Raw genomic sequence first — 15,543 nt, forward strand, 5'->3', positions numbered from 1 at the left:
TCTCACACCATGCGACAGCGCCCTCACGCACAGCACACGAGCCGCACGGACGCCATGCCCGACCGGCAGGGGGCTGAGCGACGGGGAGGGGAGCAGTGCACGACGAGTTCCTGTGCCATGTCACCGCCTACGGTGTCTGCGACGGCCGACGCATCGGTGTACCCCTGGGAACCTACCGGGCTCCCACGCTCGCCCTCGCCCTGTGGTGGCTGCGCGACCGCGCGTCCTGGATCGCCGAGCGGCTCGATCCGCAGCCCGACCACCCCCACTTACCCCGCGGGGCCCTGACCCCGGTCGCCGACGACGCCCCCGACGTGCCGCTCGCCCTGCGGACCTGGTGCGCCGACGACCTCCAGCAGGAGCAGGTCGCCGACGAGCTGGCCGCGGGACGCCTGGTGCGCGTCGCCACCAGCGACGAGACCACCGAGTACGAACTGATGGCCGAGTCCGTGGACGCACTGCGCATGCAGCGGGCCTCCCCGCCCCTCGTCGTCCCCGTCGCCTGAGCGGCCGGACCTCCGGCGGACCCCTAGGACCCGGCCGCGGACCGCCCCCGCCGCCTGCCCGCCCACCGCGCGAGCGACGCGCCGATGAACCCCGTGACCAGCCCCCACAGCAGGGCGAGACCGACCGCCGACCACAGGCGGGGCCGCAGGAACAGCTGCCCGGACAGTCCGCCGCCCAGGTCGCCGATGCCGAGCACCGACAGGCCGTAGTGCGCGGAGATCCGGCCCAGGAGGCCGACCATGAGCACCGTCAGCGCCAGCGCCACGGCCATGCGCACGGCGTGCAGCCAGGCCGGGGTCCCGGCCGGGGAACGGGACGCGAGGACGCATCCCGCCGCCAGGAGCAGGGCCGCGGCGGCGACCAGGAGCCACCACCACCGCCCGTCGTGGTCGGTGAGGGTCCCCAGGTTCAGGGCCGACACGTCCGGCGTGCGCAGCACCTCGTCCAGCACGTGCGGCATCGGCAGCCCGAACGGCCCCTCGACCCGCCCGTCCCAGGTGGCACCGAGGCCGATCGTGAACGCGAGCCACGCCAGGTTCGGCAGCCCGAGCAGCAGTACGGCGAAGGTGTCCACCGGGTGCCCCTGGGTCCCGGCGACGACCAGGCCGGCCACGCCGCCCACGACGACGCACGCCAGCAGCAGGGCGGTCATCGCGTACGCCGCCGGCCGCACCGAGGTCCGCGTGCGCGACAGCCGCCCGGGCAGCGGCGCCCCGGGCGACACCAGCAGGGCCAGGACCAGCACGCCCGCCAGCCACAGCAGCCCGAAGAGGACGGTCAGCGGCACGTCCGTGGTGAAACCGACGGTCGGGGTGACGCCGAACAGGTCGCCGAGCTCGTCCAGCAGGCCCTCGCCGAGGGAGACCTCGAAGGTCTGGCGGGCGGCGAAGGCCAGGGCGAGGAGGGCGAGCAGCCACAGCACGGCGATCCGTCCGGCCCAGCCGGCCAGCTCCGGGACACCGGCGACGGCCCGGTGGCGCAGCGGACGCAGAAACCCCCAGGCGATCACCAGCGCGCCGGCCAGCGTCACGGACAGCGGGAGCACGGTGAGCCCCGCGTCGGTGTCGGCGAAGCCTCCGGCGTCGCCGGACAGCTCCAGCGCACCGCCCACGGCGGTGACGACGGTCGCCGTCACGACCCGGGGAAAGGCGTGGTCCGGCAGGTCCGTGGCGCCTGCCGCCCACAGTCCCAGCGAGGCCACCACTCCCATGGCGACCAGCCCGGCCAGCACCGTACCGAGGGCCTGGAGCCAGCCGTGACGGGCGCCGCCCGCGCCGGGGGACCTGGGGGAGGTGGTTCGGGAACTCACGCTGTCACGCTAAGCAGCACCCGCACGTACCGCCCGCCGACAGGGCCGTCCGCGCTCACCGGCCCCCCGGCCGGCCCGCGGCATCAAAAGCCCGCCGCTCGGTTCCGTGTTCAGTCCCCGCGGACGACGAGGGCGTGGTCGCCCAGGCCCAGCAGGCGGTCCGCGGTCACCTCGCCCCGGGTCGTGAAGACCGCGAGGATCCGGCCCGTGGCGGGATCGAAGGCCGCGTCCAGGACCGTGCCGTGCGCGGTGCCCGCCTCGGTGAGGACCCGGTGGCCCAGCAGGTCGTGGCGGGGCGGGAGGGGGTCCGGGGCGGCGGCGTCACCGACCCGTACGGCGCCCGGGCCGATCGCCCGCACCGCCTCCCAGGCCAGCACGGTCTCCCGGCGGAACCGGCCGCCGCGCAGCCGGACGTGGCTCACCGTGCCGGACGCGGCGTCGACCGCCAGGGACGTCACGGTGCCGAGCGGGTCACCCCCGGTCCCCGGCAGCACCGGCAGCCCCCGCACCTCGGTGAACAGCATCACGGCGGCGAGCCCCTCCCGTGCCCGGGTACACCGCCGACCAGAGCGGTGAGACCGGGCAGGTCGGCGGCGACGTGCCGGGCCGCGTCGTCGGGCAGGACCAGTGCCCGTCCGGCGACCGTGAGCGTCGCGCCGCGCGCCACGTACACCCGGTGCCGGTGGCGTGAGCGCCCCGGCGCGAAGCCTCTGCTCGCCGCCACGCGGAAGCCGACGACCCGGCCCCCACTGCCGCCCTCCACCACCACGTCGAGCACCGTGCCGAGCTCGGTCCCCGCCTCCGTCACCACCCTCGCCCCCAGCACCCGGGTCCGCAGGGACTGCTGGTGCGCCGTCATGGCCGCCGCGCTCACCAGGCCCCGCCGGTCGCGGATCATCACCGCGTCGTGGCCGAGCGCGTGCACGGCCGACCACGGCAGTCCTTCTTTCAGCGGACCGGACAGCAGGCCCGGCCCGGTCAAGGTGAAACCGGTGATCCGGCCCGCGGCGTCGTCGCATACGGTGTCCTTCACATGGGCGACGGCGTCGCCGCCGAGGGTGACCACCGGCCGGGTGGTGAGGCTTCGCGCGGCCATCAGCTCGTTCATCGCACACCCTTCCCTCACCCCGGGTTCCCCGCGCCACTGTGACGATGCCCGCACTGCGAGGTCACGGGGACTGCGGGGCCGAGGGCGGGGTACGAGGGCAGGTGCAGCAGTGTCCGGCCAGTCCGGCTTCCGAGAGAGAACCGCATGACCGAGTACCTGGACGGGGCAGTGATACCGACTGGTTTCGACGTGCCCGTTGAACCGCTGAGGCGGGCGGCACACTATTCCGGCGAGCCGGGATGCATAGCGCAGGCGCGTTCGTTCGCCTCGTCCTTCCTCGACCAGCTGAGGAGCGAGTGGTACGCGGCCATCGGTCCGCGGGCCGACGGCGCGGTGCTGCTGGTGGTGAGCGAACTGGTCACCAACGCCGACCGCCACAGCAGGGGCCCGTACATCCTGGAGCTGGAGGGCACGGACGCGTCGGTGGCGGTGACCGTCTGCGACAGCAGCGGCGCGGTGCCCGAGCGCTTCCCCCGCGACCCCGAACGCATCGGCCGGCACGGACTGGAGATCGTCCACGCGCTCGCGGAGACGGTCGTCGTCGAACGCGTACCGGTCGGCAAGCGGGTGCGCGCCGTGGTGCCGCTCACGGAGGCGTGAGCGGACCGCCCCACTCCTGGGAGTGGGGCGGTCCGGGGTGCCCCGCGATCTCCGTCAGGCGCAGCCCAGCTCGCCCAGCATGCCCTCGCGCAGCCGGGTGATGATCCGCTTGATCAGCCGCGACACGTGCATCTGCGAGCAGCCGAGCCGTTCGCCGATCTCCGCCTGGGTGGCCTCCTCGACGAACCGCAGGTGGATGATCTGCCGGTCGCGCTCACTGAGCTCGGCCATCAGCGGCGCCAGCGAGTGGAAGTCCTCGACGAGCCGCAGCCCCGCCTCCTCCACGCCGATGAAGTCGGCCAGCACGGACTCACCGCTCTCGGGCCCGTCGCCGGTCAGCGCGGCGTCCAGGGACGAGGAGTTGTAACCGTTGGAGGCGATCTGGCCCTCGATGACCTCGCTCTCGCTGATGTTCATCAGCGTGGCGAGTTCGGCCACGGTGGGTTCGCGGTCCAGGCGGGAGGAGAGTTCCTCGCGGGCCTTGGCCAGCTCCACGCGCAGCTCCTGGAGCCGGCGCGGCACGTGCACGGCCCACGTGGTGTCGCGGAAGAAGCGCTTGATCTCACCGACGATGTACGGCAGCGCGAAGGAGGTGAACTCGACCTCGCGCGTCAGCTCGAACCGGTCGATGGCCTTGATCAGGCCGATCATGCCGGTCTGGACGATGTCCTCCATGTCGTCACCGCGGCCGCGGAAACGGCCGGCGGCGAACCGCACGAGCGACATGTTCATCTCGATCAGGGTGTTGCGCGCGTACTGGTACCCGGGCGTGCCCTCTTCGAGCTCCGTCAAGCGCTGGAAGAACTGGCGGGACAGCTGCCGCGCGTCACGCGGCGCCACGCTGCGGGGATCCATGACGTACCCCGGTGAACCGTCGCCCGTCCCGCTCCCCGTGGTCTCTTCGACGACCTGCACCTGCGGCCGCGTCACGGCGGTCTCCATTGCCTCTCCCACGAAAGTCACGGTTCGACGTCTCCCTAGGCTCTACCCGCTTGCGGGTACCCGGGTCGCCGCGGTGCATGCCCCCGTTCTCAAGGTGACGGGAAACAGGCGCCGCTGCGTCTTCGCGGGGTGATGACCCGCTCCTCAGCGTAGTCCCGTGCGCGGCTCCCGGCACCCGGGGATTTCCCTCTGGGCGGAACGCCGGGCCCTTGAGTCGCGCGGCCGGACTCCTAGGCTGAGGAGGTGACCAGCCACGTGCCGAACGAAGCCCGCGTCATTCCCCTGCGTCCGCAGACGGTGCGCCCCAGAGCCCGTCCCGTGACCTCGCCGCCCGCCCCGGAGCCGAGGCGGCCCGTCGCCAGAGAGCCCCTGTGGCGCGATCTCGTCGGCGACGTCCTGCGGCGTGAACGCCTCGCGCAAGAACGCACGCTGAAGGAGGTGGCGGAGGCCGCCCGGATCTCCATGCCGTATCTGTCGGAGGTGGAGCGCGGCCGCAAGGAGGCGTCATCGGAGGTGCTGGCCGCCGCCGCGGGCGCCCTCGGACTGGGCCTGGGCGACCTGCTGGCGCGGGCCCAGGGAGAGCTGGTCCGCCTCACTTCCCGGCACACCGCCGGCCGCGGCCCCGGCGCGTCCGGCGCCCGGTTCGACGGGATGTGCCTGGCCGCCTGACCCGGCGCGTACGGCCCGGCGCCCTCCCCGGCGAGGCGCCGGGCCGTACGCTCAGACGCCCACCAGCCGCCGGCTGAGCACCTCGTCGGCCAGCCCGTAGGCCACGGCCTCCTCGGCGGTGAACACCTTGTCGCGGTCGGTGTCCGCGCGCAGCGTCGCCACGTCGTGGTGGGTGTGCCGCGCCAGCACCTGCTCCACCTGGGAGCGGATCCGCACCATCTCCTTGGCCCGCAGCGCCAGATCGGACGCCGTGCCGCGCTGTCCGCCGCTGGCCGGCTGGCCGAGCAGCACCCGCGCGTGCTCCAGCACGAACCGCCGCCCGGGATCGCCGCCGGCCAGCAGCACGGCCGCCGTGGACGCCGCCTGCCCCACGCAGAACGTCGAGATCGGCGCCTGGACGAACGTCATCGTGTCGTAGATCGCCATGAGCGAGGTGTACGAGCCGCCGGGGGAGTTGATGTAGATCGCGACCTCCCGGTCCGGGGCCGCCGACTCCAGATGGAGGAGTTGCGCGATGACCACGTTGGCGACACCGTCGTCGATCTCCGTGCCGAGAAAGATGATCCGCTCGTTCAGCAGCCGGCTGAACACGTCGAACGACCGCTCGCCCGCCGGGGTCCGCTCGATGACGTTCGGAATCGTGTACGTCCCCATCAGCGCAGCCCCATCCTCGGTCGCGTCGCGGCCGGGCGGACGTCCGAGAGGGACTCCAGGACCCGGTCCACCATCCCGTACTCCCTGGCCTCCTCGGCCGTGAACCAGCGGTCCCGGTCGCCGTCCCGGGAGATGGTCTCCGGGCTCTGCCCGGTGTGCTCGGCGGTGATCCGCTCGATGGTCCGCTTGGTGAACTCCAGGCTCTCCGCCTGGATCTCGATGTCGGCGGTGGTGCCGCCGATGCCGCCCGACGGCTGGTGCATCATGATCCGCGCGTTCGGCAGGGCGTACCGCTTGCCGGCCGTGCCGACGCTCAGCAGGAACTGGCCCATGCTGGCGGCGAAGCCCATGGCGAGGGTCGAGACGTCGTTGGGGATGAGCCGCATCGTGTCGTAGATGGCGAGCCCCGCGTGCACGGAGCCGCCGGGGCTGTTGATGTACAGGCTGATGTCGGTGCGCGGGTCCTCGGCGGACAGGATCAGCAGCTGGGCGCAGACCCGGTTCGCGGAGACCTCGTCGACCTGCGTGCCCAGCAGCACGATCCGCTGGTCGAGCAACTGCGCGGCCAGCCGGTCGTCGAACGGGGTCGGAGGGGTGTCGCCCTCCTCCGCCCGGGGTGGCGTGGCCGGGCCGGCGATGAACGGAGACATCGGCGCTCCTTGTCGAGTCGTCGGGGGCGTCCGCGGCGTTCGTGCCGCGGTCGTCGCTCCACTGTCGGCCCGGCCGGTGCCCCGGCGGGGACTTCTCTGCCCGCGGCAGATTCGCCACGAGCAGATCCGACGGGCCCGACAGATCCGGGAGCCTGACAGCTCCGGCGGATCCGACGCGCGCGACCGATGAGTTTCCCCGCCCGCGCCGGTCGACAGTGGTGACCGTGCTCCACCACCGGGAGGTACTCATGAGGACCGACGGATTCACCACATGTCTCTGGTTCGACGGCCGGGCGGAGGAGGCGGCCCACTTCTACGTGTCCCTTTTCAAGAACTCCGGCATCGGCGCCGTCACCCGTTACCCGGAGGGAGCGCACCAGCCCGCCGGAACCGTGCTCACCGTCGACTTCACGGCCAACGGCCAGAGGTTCGTCGCCCTCAACGGCGGCCCGGAGTTCACGTTCAACGAGGCGATCTCCTTCCAGATCACCTGTGACGACCAGGACGAGGTCGACCACTACTGGGCCAGGCTCACCGAGGGCGGCGGCGAGGAGGGCCCCTGCGGCTGGGTCAAGGACCGGTTCGGCGTGTCCTGGCAGGTCGTCCCGGGCCGGCTCGAGGAGATGTTCCGCGACCCCGACCCCGCCAAGGTGGCACGCGCCAACCAGGCCATGATGCGGATGCGCAAGCTCGACATCGCCGAGCTGGAGAAGGCGTACGCCGGTCGGTGAACCGCCCGTCGGCGCGCGAGCCCGACCCGCGATGACTAGCGTGAGGAACGGGCCGTCCCCACCGTCCAGACCCCCATCCCCGAGGGAGGCGGCAGTCATGGCCGTGCAACCTGAAGGTGCCCCTTGCTGGGCCGACGCGATGTTCGGTGACCTCGACGGGGCCAAACGCTTCTACGGCGAGGTCCTCGGCTGGACCTTCGGCGAGACGGCGTCGGAGTTCGGCGGATACACGCAGTGCTACGCGAACGGCAAGGCGGTCGCCGCCGTGGTGCCGCCGATGCCCGGCCAGGAGGGCCAGTCGCAGTGGTGCCTCTACTTCGCGTCCGCCGACGCCGAGGCGACCGCCCGGCGCGTCCGGGAGGCGGGCGGCGAGGTGGTGATGGAGCCGATGCGGGTCGGCGACTTCGGCACCATGTGCCTGGCCCGCGACCCGGGCGGTGTCATGTTCGGCATCTGGCAGGGCGGCACCCACGAGGGATTCGAGGCGATGGCCGAACCCGGCGCCTACTGCTGGGCCGAGGTCTACACGCGCGAGCCGGGCGCGTCGGACGCCTTCTTCCCCGCCGTCTTCCCCTACACGGCGAAGCAGATGGAGGAGGAGGGGGTGGACTTCCGCCTCTTCGACCTGGACGACCGCACCGTGCTCGGCCGCATGGCCGTGACGGACGACTTCCCGCCCGCGGTGCGGCCCTACATCAACGTGTACTTCACCGTCCCCGACTGCGACGCCGCCGTGGCCCGCGCCACCGAACTCGGCGGCGTCCTGCGGTTCGGGCCGATGGGCACCCCCTTCGGCCGGTTCGCCACGCTGAGCGATCCGCAGGGCGCCGACTTCTCCGTGATCGACATCACCACGACCGAGGGGGAGATGCCGAAGGTCACGGACGTCTCCTGAACCCCGTCCGGACGCCGCGCCGCGCCATGGCATGATCGGGCGCATGCGTGAACGTGTTGTGGCCGCGTGCGACGGGGCTTCGAAGGGAAACCCGGGTCCGGCAGGCTGGGCCTGGGTGGTCGCCGACGCGTCGGAGGTGCCGGTGCGCTGGGAGGCCGGTCCGCTCGGCCGGGCCACCAACAACGTCGCCGAACTCACGGCCCTGGAGCGCCTGCTGGCGTCGACCGACCCGGACGTGCCGCTCGAGGTCCGCATGGACTCGCAGTACGCGATGAAGGCCGTCACCACCTGGCTGCCCGGCTGGAAGCGCAACGGCTGGAAGACGGCCGCCGGCAAGCCGGTCGCCAACCAGGAGCTGGTCGTGCGCATCGACGAGCTGCTCGACGGCCGCTCGGTCGAGTTCCGCTACGTCCCCGCCCACCAGGTCGACGGCGACCGGCTCAACGACTTCGCCGACCGTGCCGCCAGTCAGGCCGCCGTGGTCCAGGAGAGCGCGGGCAGCGCCCTCGGCTCGCCGGAGCCGCCGCCCGCACCGGACGCCCCGGCGGCGAAGAAGACGGTGCGCCGGGGGGCGGGCACGGCCCGCAAGAGCACGGGAGGCTCGGCCCGCACCATCAAGGCGAAGTTCCCGGGACGCTGCCTGTGCGGCCGTTCGTACGCGGCCGGGGAGTCCATCGCCAAGAACGACCAGGGCTGGGGCCACCCGGAGTGCCGCACGGCCGCGGCCGGATAGCGCGGCGCCCACGTCGGGCGGGTCGCACGACGCCGCACCCCCCTCGCGCTACTCTGCGTGGTCATATGACCGTTTTGAGTGCGTTCCAGGGGTGCATGTGAAGGTCGCCTGCGTCGGTGGCGGGCCCGCCGGCCTGTATCTGTCGATCCTGCTGAAGCGGCAGGACCCGTCCCACGACATCACCGTGTACGAACGCGACCCGGAGGGTTCCACCTACGGCTGGGGCGTGACCTACTGGCAGGGCCTGCTCGACCGGCTCCACGCCCACGACCCCGAGTCCGCGCGCGCCGTCGCGGAGCACTCCGCGCGGTGGCGGGACGGCGTCGCCCACATCGGCGACCGGTCCACCCGCCACCGGGGCGACGAGGGTTTCGGCATCGGCCGCCACCGGCTCCTGGAGATCCTCGCCGCCCGCGCCCGCTCCCTCGGCGTGCGCCTGGAGTTCGCGCGCGACATCCCCGCCGACGCCCCGCCCGCCGCCGACCTCGTCGTGGCGGCCGACGGGGTCGGCAGCGCCCTGCGCACCCGCCACGCCGGCCACTTCGGCACCGAGGTCCGGGCCGGACGCAACCACTACGTCTGGCTCGGCACCACCAAGGTCTTCGACGCCTTCACGTTCGCCTTCACGGAGACCGACCACGGCTGGATCTGGGCGTACGGCTACGGCTTCGGCCCCGAAGGCAGCACCTTCGTCGTGGAGTGCGCGCCCGAGACCCACAGCGGGCTGGGCCTGGACCGGGCCGACGAGGCCGAAGGACTCGTCCTGCTGGAGAAGGTCTTCGCCGACGTCCTGGACGGCCACCCGCTCACCGGACGCCGCGGGACCGGCCCGAGCGCACCCTGGCTGACCTTCCGCACCCTCACCAACCGCACCTGGTCCCGGGACAACCTGGTCCTGCTAGGCGACGCCGCCCACACGACGCACTACTCCATCGGCGCCGGCACCACGCTCGCCCTGGAGGACGCCATGGCCCTGTCGGCCGCGCTCCACCGGCGGGCGGCCCTCCCGGACGCCCTCGCCGCCTACGAGCGGGAGCGCAGGGCGGCCCTGCTGCCGGTGCAGAGCGCCGCCCGCCTCAGCGCACAGTGGTACGAGAACCTGCCCCGCTACATGCGCCTGCCCCCGGAGCAGATGTTCGCCCTGCTCGGCCAGCGCCACTCGCCCCTGCTGCCGTACGTGCCGCCCCGGCTGTACCACCGGATCGACCGGGCGGTCGGGCGGTCGCAGGCACTGCTCCGGCTCAAGCGCCGGATCGGGCCCGCGCTCGCCCGGGCCGTGCAGGCGCGCCGGGACGCCCCGCGGAACTAGCCGGCGGAACTAGCCGGCCGAGGGTCCCGGCGCGGTGCGGGGTCCCCCCGGGATGACAGACTGGCGCCATGGACGAGCGCACTTTCGACAGGTCGGATCAGCACGCATCGGTGGTCGGCCTCGGCACCTGGCAACTCGGCGCCGACTGGGGGGACGTCGACGACAAGGAAGCCCTCGCGGTACTGGAGGCGGCGGCCGAGTCGGGGGTGACGTTCTTCGACACGGCGGACGTCTACGGCGACGGACGCAGCGAGGAGACCATCGCGACGTTCCTGCGCGGCAGGCCGGACCTGCACGTGATGGTCGCCACCAAGATGGGCCGCCGGGTCGACCAGATCCCGCAGAACTACGTGCTCGACAACTTCCGGGAGTGGAACGACCGCTCCCGCCGCAACCTCGGCGTCGACGTCGTCGACCTGGTGCAGCTGCACTGCCCGCCGCCCTCCGTCTACTCCAGCGACGAGGTGTTCGACGCCCTGGACACCCTGGTCGAGGAGGAGCGCGTCGCCGCGTACGGCGTCAGCGTGGAGACCTGCGAGGAGGCGCTCACCGCGATCGCCCGGCCGCACGTGGCCAGCGTGCAGATCATCCTCAACCCGTTCCGCATGAAGCCCCTGCGCGAGGTCCTCCCGGCGGCGCGGGAGGCGGGCGTCGGCATCATCGCCCGGGTGCCGCTGGCCTCCGGCCTGCTGTCCGGCAAGTACACCCGGGACACGGTCTTCGCCGCGAACGACCACCGCACCTTCAACCGGCACGGCGAGGCCTTCGACCAGGGCGAGACCTTCTCCGGTGTCGACTTCGCCACCGGAGTGGAGGCGGCCGCCGAGTTCGCCGCCCTCGCCCCCGAGGGATACACCCCGGCCCAGCTCGCGCTGCGCTGGATCATCCAGCAGCCCGGCGTCACCACCGTTATCCCCGGCGCCCGTTCGCCCGAGCAGGCCCGCGCCAACACGGACGCCGCCCGGCTGCCGGAGCTGTCCGAGGACGTACTCGCCGCGATCCGCGACCTCTACGACCGCCGGATCAAGTCCCAGGTAGAGGGCCGCTGGTAGGCGGCACCCACCGGCTTCACGGCACCAGGAGCAGCTGCCTCTCCCGCTCCTGGTCGCCGGAGGCCGCTCCCTCGTCGCGGGTCGTGAAGGCCCGCGAGAGGGTCTCGCTCGCCGCCTCCACGGCCTGGGGCGTGCCCTGCACGGTGACCGTCACCGGCTCCGACAGCGTGCCGCCCGCCTCCCCGGGGGCCGGGGCGGCCTCGGCAGCGGCCGACGCGTCGAAGGTCGCGGTGCGCACCGTCGCCCCCTCGTCGGCCGGCGGGGCGTCGGGTGCGCCGAAGACCCCCTCCAGCGCACGGACGACGGCGCGCGCGTCGTCGATGCCGCCGCCGCTGAGCGTCACGGTGAGCTGAGTGTCGGACATGCCTCGCCCTTCTGCTGGTACTGAGCCGGTCCCGGCCCGTGTAACCGTCCGCTGATCGCTCAAACCGGGCGCGGCCGCCTCGTCACGGAGCCTGAGCCGGGGGAACCCGGGAAGAGGGAAGGGAACGAAGGCCGAGGTCACCGGGAGGAACCGTGACGGACAGGGGCGCGACAGCCAACTCGGACCGGCGCAGAGGACGCGACGAGACCGAGGAGGAGCGGGCGGACCGGATGTGGACGGACCTGATCCAGGAGGTCCGCGTCGCGCAGATGGGCGTACAGATCCTGTTCGCCTTTTTGCTGACCGTCGTGTTCACGCCCAAGTACGACGACCTCTCCGACACGAACCAGACGATCTACCTGGTGACGGTGGTCCTCGGAGCCGTGACGACCGGCGCCCTCATAGGGCCGGTGTCGCTGCACCGCATAGTCTCCGGGCGGCGCGTGAAACCCCAGGCCGTGCGGCTGGCCTCCCGCCTGACGCTGCTCGGGCTGGTGCTGCTGCTCGCCACCATGACGTCCTCGCTCCTGCTGATCCTGCGCGTCGCGACCGACGACGGTTTCGTGCCCTACCTCGTCACCGGCGTGGTCGTCTGGTATCTGGTGTGCTGGTTCGGGATCCCCATGTGGACCCGGCACCGCCACACCTCGCGCTGAGGCCCCTCGCCCCTCACCCCTCGGCCGTCAGCTCGGCGAGGAAGTCGTCGACGCCGATGCCTTCCTCCCCCGGACGCACCACGGAGTAGGTCTCGCGCAGGAACGCGTCGACGGCCGACGCCCACGCGAACACCACGGCGCGGTGACGGCCGCCGTCGGGCCGGCAGTCGCCCAGCAGCTCGATGCGCAGCTCGTCCCACATGCCCCGCGACTCGGGCCGCAGCCGCACGTCGCCCACGCCGACCGGACGGGAGAGTCCCTCGCCCACCATCTCCCGGTCCAGCGTCCAGCGGGCGAGCACGTGGCCGTCGTGACTGAACGCCACGGTGAGCGCGAACGGGTCCGCGGCGTCGTAACCGAGGTGGGCGAGCACGGGGAGGCGGTGGCCGTCGCCCGTCCGGAGTTGCACCACCAGGGTCTTGTGCACGAGGGACTTCACGACGAGGGCCTCCAGGGGTACGGACGTAGGGCCCTCTAGTACCCCGTCCGTCGGCAAGATGCCCACACGGACGGGTGAATCGCCCCCCGAGGGTGTTTCCCGTCCGGGGCCCTCAGGTGCCGCCCAGTGCCTCGCGCAGCGCGGGCAGCAGGGTCTTCTCCGACCAGTCCAGGAACGCGGGCTGCGTCTCGCCGCCGATCTGCACCAGGGCGACCTCGGTGAACCCGGCCTCGGCGTAGGGGCGTACGGCCTCCACGAAGGCGTCCGGGTCGTCACCGCAGGGGATCGACCCGGCCACGTCGTCGGGGGTGACGAACTGGGTCGCCGCGTCGAAGGAGTCCGGGTGCGGCAGCTCGGAGTTGACCTTCCAGCCGCTGCCGAACCAGCGGAACTGGTCGTGGGCGCGCGCGATCGCCGCGTCCCGGTCCGGGTCGTAGGACACCGGGAGCTGGCCGACGCGCGGCTTGCCCTCGCCGCCGTGCCGGTCGAACGCCTCCAGCAGCCTCGGCTTGGGTTCGGTGGCGATCACCAGGTCGGCGTGCTCGCCCGCCAGCGCGCACGAGCGCTCCCCGGAGACGGCGATGCCGATGGGCGGCGCGCTCTCCGGCAGGTCCCACAGCCGGGCCGACTCCACGTCGAAGTGCGTGCCGCGGTGGTTCACATGACCGCCCTCGAACAGCGCCCGGATGATCTCCACGGCCTCCTGGAGCATCTCGTGCCGCACGTCCACGGAGGGCCAGCCGCCGCCCACCACGTGCTCGTTGAGGTTCTCGCCCGAGCCGAGACCCAGCCGGAACCGGCCTTCGGACAGCAACTGCATCGTCGCCGCCTTCTGCGCCACCACGGCCGGGTGGTAGCGGAACGTCGGACACGTCACGTACGTCATCAGCGGGATGCGAGAGGTCGCCTGTGCCGCCGCGCCCAGCACGCTCCACGCGTACGGCGAGTGACCCTGGGAGCGCAGCCACGGGAAGTAGTGGTCCGAGGTCACCGAGAAGTCGAACCCGGCCTCCTCGGCCCGCACCAGATGGCCGACCAGCTCTCGGGGGCCGGCCTGCTCGGTCATCATCGTGTATCCGATTTGCACCATGACGGGCGAGTCCCCGGCCGGGCGGAGCGAAAACGCGCGGGTGATCCGAGGCCGCCAGGGTCGGGGCCAGGGCCGGGGGCGGGTCAGTCCGAGTCCTCCCGGAACGTCTCGAGGGCGGTGGTGAGCGCCCGCTCGTTCGCGGCGTCCTCCCAGTCGGCGGCCGGCGTCGTCCAGCGCAGCGAGAAGCTCCGGCCGCCGCCGAGGAGGAAGCCGCGTCCGAAGGTGCGCACCCGGGTGCCGCCGTCCCCCGCGGTCCACTCCATGTCGGCCGCCGCACGCCCCCGGTACGTCGTCGCCCGGATCTCGCCGACCCGCCGGTAGTCGTCCGACCGTGCCAGACCGGGCTCGACCCGGTCGCGCCAGACCGCCACGGGATCCGCGCCCGCGCGCTCGCTGTAGGTGACCGCGAGGGTGCGCGGGTCGCCCCGGGCGCCGAAGACGACCCGGTAGGCCCCGTCCGGGACCCGTGAGGTGTCCACGCGCTGCCAGTCCTCGGGCAGGGCGACGGAGAAGCCCTCCGGCGCGTCGTAGCGGCGGAAGCCCGCCGGCAGGGCACTGCCCGGACGCGAGGGCGAGGGGGTCGCGCTCGGCCGGGGGGCGGGGGAGGAGGGGGCGGGGTCGCCGGTACCGGTGGGCGGTGCGCCGGGAGCCGAGGGGCGTTCCCGCGCGCCGGTGCCGGCACCGGTCGCCGAACCGCTGTCGGAGCCGGGCAGCCCGTGGGTGACGGCGAGGACGGCCACCGTGACGGTGACGACGGCCAGGGCGGTCCCGGCGGCCACCGTCCGCCGGCTCCACCCCCGGCTCACGTGGCGGGCGGCGGCGTACGCGCCCCGCAGCCGGGGGCCGGGCACCTCGCGCACGGCCGCGTCGGGATCCTCCGTCACCACCCGGACCAGGACCTCCCGGACCACCGGGCGGGTCAGCCGCTCCCGGCAGTCCTTGCGCAGCAGTCCCTGCACGACCCGGGTGAGCGGACCGGTCCGCACCGGTGTGCGCAGCGGCAGCCGGTCCACCGCCCTCAGCGTTGCCTCGGGACGGCCCCGGTCACGGAACGGCGGACGGCCCTCGACCAGCGTGTAGAGGATCGCGCCCAGCGTCCACAGGTCGGCCGCGGGCCCGAGCCGCTGGTCACGGGCCTGCTCCGGCGAGGCGTACGAGGGCGCGGTGAGGCGCGGGGTGAGGGTGGCGCCGGCCAGTCCGAACCCGGTGACGACCACGGAGCCCTCCTCGCGCACGTACACCTGGCCCGGGCTCAGCTCGCCGTGGGTGAGGCCGTGGCCGTGCGCCGCCTCCAGCACCTCCAGCAGTTCCAGTCCGACGCGCGCCGCCCGCACGTAGTTGAACGGGCCCCGGCGCTCCAGGAGTTCGCCGAGCGGTACGCCGGCGATCCCTTCGGTCACCGTCCACAGCGCACCGTCCTCCACCACCGCGTCGACCACCGCGGCGATCCGCCCGGGGCACAGCGACTGCATGGTCTCGCAGGTGCGGACCACCCGGCCGGTGGTCCGGCGGGCGCTCTCGCCGGACTGCTCGGGCGGCAGTCCGACCCGGGTGAGCAGGCACGGACGGCCCGTGCCGGTGTCCTCCCCGGACCAGGAGACGAGGTTCGTCTCCCGGTGGACGACCTCGAGGAGGCGGTACCGCCCGGCGACCAGCTCGTGTGGGGAGACGTGCGCCCCGCTCATGGCCCTCCCTCGTTCGCACCGACGGCTCTCGGCTCGACCAGGAGTACGGGGGGAGGACCGGGCCGCGTTCAACGAACACGCGACCCGTGAGCGTTTCTGACCCTTCTTCAAAAAGGGCGGGCACCCGCGGGGCGGCACCTGCGGGCGGCG

19 protein-coding genes are annotated in these 15,543 nt (G+C 73.2%); 9 read left to right on the forward strand and 10 right to left on the reverse strand.

Annotated features, from left to right (window positions below):
• The first annotated feature begins 95 nt into the window (after positions 1-95).
• A complete protein-coding gene (locus tag ACFIF2_RS29775; RefSeq protein WP_395576343.1) occupies positions 96-506 on the forward strand; it encodes a hypothetical protein in 411 nt (136 codons plus the stop codon).
• 23 nt (positions 507-529) lie between these two features.
• Here ACFIF2_RS29775 and ACFIF2_RS29780 read toward each other — a convergent pair whose 3' ends face one another.
• The 3 genes from ACFIF2_RS29780 to ACFIF2_RS29790 all read right to left on the reverse strand — a co-directional run bounded on the left by ACFIF2_RS29780 (position 530) and on the right by ACFIF2_RS29790 (position 2,924).
• On the reverse strand, positions 530-1,816 hold the full coding sequence (locus tag ACFIF2_RS29780; RefSeq protein WP_395576344.1) for a streptophobe family protein: 1,287 nt from the start codon (positions 1,814-1,816) through the stop codon (positions 530-532).
• Between the two features lie 110 nt (positions 1,817-1,926).
• Positions 1,927-2,343 (reverse strand): PRC-barrel domain-containing protein, encoded by a 417-nt coding sequence (locus ACFIF2_RS29785; RefSeq protein WP_395576345.1) that lies wholly within the window; start codon positions 2,341-2,343, stop codon positions 1,927-1,929.
• Positions 2,340-2,924 carry a PRC-barrel domain-containing protein gene (locus ACFIF2_RS29790; protein WP_395576346.1) on the reverse strand — a complete coding sequence of 195 codons (585 nt, stop codon included), beginning with the start codon at positions 2,922-2,924 and terminating at the stop codon, positions 2,340-2,342. The genes ACFIF2_RS29785 and ACFIF2_RS29790 overlap by 4 nt, the downstream gene beginning before the upstream one ends.
• Positions 2,925-3,068: 144 nt before the next feature.
• Between ACFIF2_RS29790 and ACFIF2_RS29795 the strand changes: the two genes are divergently transcribed.
• Positions 3,069-3,524 carry an ATP-binding protein gene (locus ACFIF2_RS29795; RefSeq protein WP_395576347.1) on the forward strand — a complete coding sequence of 152 codons (456 nt, stop codon included), beginning with the start codon at positions 3,069-3,071 and terminating at the stop codon, positions 3,522-3,524.
• A gap of 54 nt (positions 3,525-3,578) precedes the next feature.
• Here the strand turns inward: ACFIF2_RS29795 and ACFIF2_RS29800 are convergent, their stop codons facing one another.
• On the reverse strand, positions 3,579-4,466 hold the full coding sequence (locus tag ACFIF2_RS29800; RefSeq protein ID WP_395576403.1) for an RNA polymerase sigma factor SigF: 888 nt from the start codon (positions 4,464-4,466) through the stop codon (positions 3,579-3,581).
• 243 nt (positions 4,467-4,709) lie between these two features.
• On the opposite strand from ACFIF2_RS29800, the gene ACFIF2_RS29805 reads away from it, so the two are divergent.
• A complete protein-coding gene (locus tag ACFIF2_RS29805; RefSeq protein WP_395576348.1) occupies positions 4,710-5,135 on the forward strand; it encodes a helix-turn-helix domain-containing protein in 426 nt (141 codons plus the stop codon).
• 51 nt (positions 5,136-5,186) lie between these two features.
• Here the strand turns inward: ACFIF2_RS29805 and ACFIF2_RS29810 are convergent, their stop codons facing one another.
• Both ACFIF2_RS29810 and ACFIF2_RS29815 read right to left on the reverse strand, forming a co-directional pair.
• On the reverse strand, positions 5,187-5,789 hold the full coding sequence (locus ACFIF2_RS29810; RefSeq protein ID WP_395576349.1) for a ClpP family protease: 603 nt from the start codon (positions 5,787-5,789) through the stop codon (positions 5,187-5,189).
• Positions 5,789-6,439 carry an ATP-dependent Clp protease proteolytic subunit gene (locus tag ACFIF2_RS29815; RefSeq protein WP_395576350.1) on the reverse strand — a complete coding sequence of 217 codons (651 nt, stop codon included), beginning with the start codon at positions 6,437-6,439 and terminating at the stop codon, positions 5,789-5,791. The genes ACFIF2_RS29810 and ACFIF2_RS29815 overlap by 1 nt, the downstream gene beginning before the upstream one ends.
• Before the next feature lie 248 nt (positions 6,440-6,687).
• Between ACFIF2_RS29815 and ACFIF2_RS29820 the strand changes: the two genes are divergently transcribed.
• The 5 genes from ACFIF2_RS29820 to ACFIF2_RS29840 all read left to right on the forward strand — a co-directional run bounded on the left by ACFIF2_RS29820 (position 6,688) and on the right by ACFIF2_RS29840 (position 11,159).
• The gene (locus ACFIF2_RS29820; protein WP_395576351.1) at positions 6,688-7,170 is read left to right on the forward strand and encodes a VOC family protein; all 483 of its coding nucleotides are present in this window, start codon (positions 6,688-6,690) and stop codon (positions 7,168-7,170) included.
• A 97-nt stretch (positions 7,171-7,267) separates the two neighbouring features.
• A complete protein-coding gene (locus tag ACFIF2_RS29825; protein ID WP_395576352.1) occupies positions 7,268-8,065 on the forward strand; it encodes a VOC family protein in 798 nt (265 codons plus the stop codon).
• Between the two features lie 31 nt (positions 8,066-8,096).
• Positions 8,097-8,798 (forward strand): ribonuclease H, encoded by a 702-nt coding sequence (locus ACFIF2_RS29830; RefSeq protein ID WP_395576353.1) that lies wholly within the window; start codon positions 8,097-8,099, stop codon positions 8,796-8,798.
• Positions 8,799-8,895: 97 nt separating this feature from the next.
• Positions 8,896-10,107 (forward strand): FAD-dependent monooxygenase, encoded by a 1,212-nt coding sequence (locus ACFIF2_RS29835; protein ID WP_395576404.1) that lies wholly within the window; start codon positions 8,896-8,898, stop codon positions 10,105-10,107.
• 68 nt (positions 10,108-10,175) lie between these two features.
• Positions 10,176-11,159 carry an aldo/keto reductase gene (locus tag ACFIF2_RS29840; protein WP_395576354.1) on the forward strand — a complete coding sequence of 328 codons (984 nt, stop codon included), beginning with the start codon at positions 10,176-10,178 and terminating at the stop codon, positions 11,157-11,159.
• Positions 11,160-11,175: 16 nt separating this feature from the next.
• Here ACFIF2_RS29840 and ACFIF2_RS29845 read toward each other — a convergent pair whose 3' ends face one another.
• Entirely contained in the window at positions 11,176-11,523 is a 348-nt protein-coding gene (locus tag ACFIF2_RS29845; RefSeq protein ID WP_395576355.1) for a hypothetical protein, read from the reverse strand.
• 152 nt (positions 11,524-11,675) lie between these two features.
• On the opposite strand from ACFIF2_RS29845, the gene ACFIF2_RS29850 reads away from it, so the two are divergent.
• Positions 11,676-12,179: a DUF6328 family protein gene (locus tag ACFIF2_RS29850; protein ID WP_395576356.1), complete on the forward strand. Its 504-nt coding sequence runs from the start codon at positions 11,676-11,678 to the stop codon at positions 12,177-12,179.
• 13 nt (positions 12,180-12,192) lie between these two features.
• Here the strand turns inward: ACFIF2_RS29850 and ACFIF2_RS29855 are convergent, their stop codons facing one another.
• The 3 genes from ACFIF2_RS29855 to ACFIF2_RS29865 form a co-directional block, all read right to left on the reverse strand.
• Positions 12,193-12,618, reverse strand: a complete 426-nt coding sequence (locus tag ACFIF2_RS29855) for an SsgA family sporulation/cell division regulator (RefSeq protein ID WP_395576357.1) — start codon at positions 12,616-12,618, stop codon at positions 12,193-12,195.
• Between the two features lie 112 nt (positions 12,619-12,730).
• The gene (locus ACFIF2_RS29860; RefSeq protein WP_395576358.1) at positions 12,731-13,708 is read right to left on the reverse strand and encodes an LLM class F420-dependent oxidoreductase; all 978 of its coding nucleotides are present in this window, start codon (positions 13,706-13,708) and stop codon (positions 12,731-12,733) included.
• Positions 13,709-13,791: 83 nt separating this feature from the next.
• On the reverse strand, positions 13,792-15,393 hold the full coding sequence (locus ACFIF2_RS29865; RefSeq protein ID WP_395576359.1) for a serine/threonine-protein kinase: 1,602 nt from the start codon (positions 15,391-15,393) through the stop codon (positions 13,792-13,794).
• Positions 15,394-15,543 lie beyond the last annotated feature (150 nt).

It is taken from the genome of Streptomyces sp. BK79 (assembly GCF_044142145.1).
Lineage (GTDB): Bacteria > Actinomycetota > Actinomycetes > Streptomycetales > Streptomycetaceae > Streptomyces.

What these genes read in the sequence shown, in the direction of transcription:
- ACFIF2_RS29790 (WP_395576346.1), bottom strand. Translation starts at nt 2,924, where the DNA reads ATGAACGAGCTGATGGCCGCGCGAAGCCTCACCACCCGGCCGGTGGTC.
- ACFIF2_RS29795 (WP_395576347.1), top strand. Translation starts at nt 3,069, where the DNA reads ATGACCGAGTACCTGGACGGGGCAGTGATACCGACTGGTTTCGACGTG.
- ACFIF2_RS29800 (WP_395576403.1), bottom strand. Translation starts at nt 4,466, where the DNA reads ATGGAGACCGCCGTGACGCGGCCGCAGGTGCAGGTCGTCGAAGAGACC.
- ACFIF2_RS29810 (WP_395576349.1), bottom strand. Translation starts at nt 5,789, where the DNA reads ATGGGGACGTACACGATTCCGAACGTCATCGAGCGGACCCCGGCGGGC.
- ACFIF2_RS29815 (WP_395576350.1), bottom strand. Translation starts at nt 6,439, where the DNA reads ATGTCTCCGTTCATCGCCGGCCCGGCCACGCCACCCCGGGCGGAGGAG.
- ACFIF2_RS29820 (WP_395576351.1), top strand. Translation starts at nt 6,688, where the DNA reads ATGAGGACCGACGGATTCACCACATGTCTCTGGTTCGACGGCCGGGCG.
- ACFIF2_RS29825 (WP_395576352.1), top strand. Translation starts at nt 7,268, where the DNA reads ATGGCCGTGCAACCTGAAGGTGCCCCTTGCTGGGCCGACGCGATGTTC.
- ACFIF2_RS29830 (WP_395576353.1), top strand. Translation starts at nt 8,097, where the DNA reads ATGATCGGGCGCATGCGTGAACGTGTTGTGGCCGCGTGCGACGGGGCT.
- ACFIF2_RS29840 (WP_395576354.1), top strand. Translation starts at nt 10,176, where the DNA reads ATGGACGAGCGCACTTTCGACAGGTCGGATCAGCACGCATCGGTGGTC.
- ACFIF2_RS29845 (WP_395576355.1), bottom strand. Translation starts at nt 11,523, where the DNA reads ATGTCCGACACTCAGCTCACCGTGACGCTCAGCGGCGGCGGCATCGAC.
- ACFIF2_RS29860 (WP_395576358.1), bottom strand. Translation starts at nt 13,708, where the DNA reads ATGGTGCAAATCGGATACACGATGATGACCGAGCAGGCCGGCCCCCGA.
- ACFIF2_RS29865 (WP_395576359.1), bottom strand. Translation starts at nt 15,393, where the DNA reads ATGAGCGGGGCGCACGTCTCCCCACACGAGCTGGTCGCCGGGCGGTAC.